The organism is Kitasatospora sp. MBT63, assembly GCF_000710465.2.
Taxonomy (GTDB): domain Bacteria; phylum Actinomycetota; class Actinomycetes; order Streptomycetales; family Streptomycetaceae; genus Kitasatospora.
The window spans coordinates 302-2,586 of the sequence record NZ_JAIZ01000838.1 but is presented as its reverse complement, the minus strand read 5'-3'; the positions used below and the strand labels follow the sequence as shown (position 1 = coordinate 2,586).

The 2,285-nt window shown below is 76.3% G+C and carries 3 protein-coding genes; 2 read left to right on the top strand and 1 reads right to left on the bottom strand.

Annotated features, from left to right (window positions below):
• Nucleotides 1-287, bottom strand: a 287-nt coding sequence (locus AA75_RS44195) for a hypothetical protein (protein WP_033826227.1), incomplete at its 3' end; no start/stop codon positions are given.
• A gap of 314 nt (nt 288-601) precedes the next feature.
• On the opposite strand from AA75_RS44195, the gene AA75_RS44190 reads away from it, so the two are divergent.
• Together AA75_RS44190 and AA75_RS44185 are read left to right on the top strand one after the other, a co-directional pair.
• Nucleotides 602-1,771, top strand: coding sequence for an exonuclease SbcCD subunit D (locus tag AA75_RS44190; RefSeq protein WP_033826226.1), 1,170 nt, complete (start codon nt 602-604; stop codon nt 1,769-1,771).
• The coding region (locus AA75_RS44185) for an AAA family ATPase (RefSeq protein WP_033826225.1) at nt 1,768-2,285 on the top strand (518 nt) is incomplete at its 3' end. The genes AA75_RS44190 and AA75_RS44185, both read left to right, overlap by 4 nt.

The window sequence follows — 2,285 nt, the reverse complement described above, 5'->3', positions numbered from 1 at the left end:
AGCCGCAGGTGGACCTCCAGGCCGAGGCCGCCGAGTGCCCGCAGCTGGCGCTCGGTGCGGCAGAGGTACTGCGGGTGCGCTGCGGGCGGGTGCGCGGCGGCACCGAACACCGCCAGCGCCCGCAGCCGCTCGAAGTCCGCCGCCCGCGCGGCGACCGCGAGCGCGACGGGCTGCCGGAACGGCGCACCGCACCGGCCCCACCGTCCCCCGCGGTGCCCGGCCCGCCCCGGGCCGCCCCTCACCCGGTACGCCGACCGGCCCGGCCCGCTGCCGCGCTGCCTGGACATGGCCACTCCCTCCGTACCGCGCGGGCCGCCCCCGCGCAGGTCGTCGCCGGACGGCCCGCGACGGCACCGCCCACGCCCGGGAACATACACAGCGTCACTGACAGTCCACGCTCCGCGAGCAGCTGCGGGCCCGCGGGCACCTGCCGCACATATAACCCACGCCCCCGGAGGGCGGGGGCGGATCCGGCACAACGGCCGCGTTGTCGGTGGTTCCTGTGATACTCGGTGCTGGCCGGCCCTGTCCCGTCGGCCCCGCCGGACGGCGGCGACGCACAGGGAGCGGACGTGGCGAGCATGCGGGTGGTGGCCCGGTCGTGAGACTGCTGCACACCTCGGACTGGCACCTCGGGCGCTCGTTCCACCGCGAGAGCCTGCACGACGCCCAGCGCGCGTTCCTCGACCACCTGGTCGAGGTGGTCCGCACCGAGCGGGTGGACGCCGTACTGGTCGCGGGCGACGTCTACGACCGCGCGCTGCCCGGACTGGACGCCGTCGCGCTCTTCGACGACGTGCTGTTCCGGCTGGCCGGACTCGGCGTCCCCACCGTCTTCATCAGCGGCAACCACGACTCGGCCCGCCGCCTGGGCGTCGGCTCCCGGCTGATCGACCGGGCCGGCATCCACCTGCGCACCGACCCCGACGGCTGCGCCCGGCCCGTCCTGCTCTCCGACGCGCACGGACCGGTCGCCGTGTACGGGCTGCCCTACCTGGAGCCCGCGCTGGTGCGCGAGCGCTTCGGGCTGGACCGCGGCGGACACGACGGGGTGCTCGGCGCCGCGATGGACGCCGTCCGGGCCGACCTGGCCGCCCGGCCGGCCGGGACCAGGGCGGTGGTGCTGGCGCACGCCTTCGTCACCGGCGGCGCGCCCAGCGACAGCGAGCGCGACATCACGGTCGGCGGGGTGGCGAGCGTGCCCGCCTCGGTCTTCGACGGCGTCCACTACGCAGCCCTCGGCCATCTGCACGGCAGCCAGACCCTCGCCCCGCACCTGCGCTACAGCGGCTCCCCGCTGGCGTACTCCTTCTCCGAGGAGCACCACCGCAAGTCCATGTGGCTGGTCGACCTCGCCGCCGACGGCTCCGTCGAGGCCGAGCGCGTCGACTGCCCGGTGCCGCGCCCGCTGGCCCGGCTCCGCGGCACCCTCGCCGACCTGCTGGCCGACCCCCGGCACACCCCGCACGAGGGCTCGTGGGTGCAGGCCACGCTGACCGACCCGGCCCGCCCGGCCAACCCGATGGACGAGCTGCGCCGCCGCTTCCCGCACACCCTGCAGCTGCTGTTCGACCCCGAGGGCGGCACCGGTGACGGCGAGGCCTCGTACGCGGCCCGGGTCAGTGGCCGGACCGACCTGGAGGTCGCCGAAGGGTTCGTCCGGCACGTCCGGCCGGGCCGGGAGGTCGACGCGGTCGAGCACGCCTGGCTGGTGGAGGGCCTGGAAGCGGTCCGGCGGAGCACCGAACGAGCCCGGGAGGAGGCCCGATGAGGCTGCACCACCTGACGGTCACCGCCTTCGGCCCGTTCGCCGGTACCGAGCAGGTCGACTTCGACCGGCTCGCCGACACCGGCCTGTTCCTGCTGCGCGGCGCGACCGGGGCCGGCAAGAGCAGCGTCCTGGACGCGGTCTGCTTCGCGCTGTACGGCGAGGTGCCCGGTGCCCGCAAGGGCAACCCGCTGCGCAGCGACCACGCCGCCCCCGACCGGCTGACCGAGGTCCGGCTGGAGCTGACCCTCGGCGGCCGGCGGCTGGAGATCACCCGCAGCCCCGAGCAGCGCCGTCCCAAGCGCCGCGGCAGCGGCTGGACGGTGGAGAAGCCGCAGACCCTGCTGCGCGAGGCGGTCGCCGACCCGGGCGGCGGGGCGCCGGCCTGGCGGGCGCTCAGCAAGTCCCACCAGGAGGCCGGCGAGGAGATCCGGCACCTGGTCGGGATGAGCCGGGACCAGTTCTGCCAGGTGGTGCTGCTCCCGCAGGGCGACTTCGCACGCTTCCTGCGCGCCGA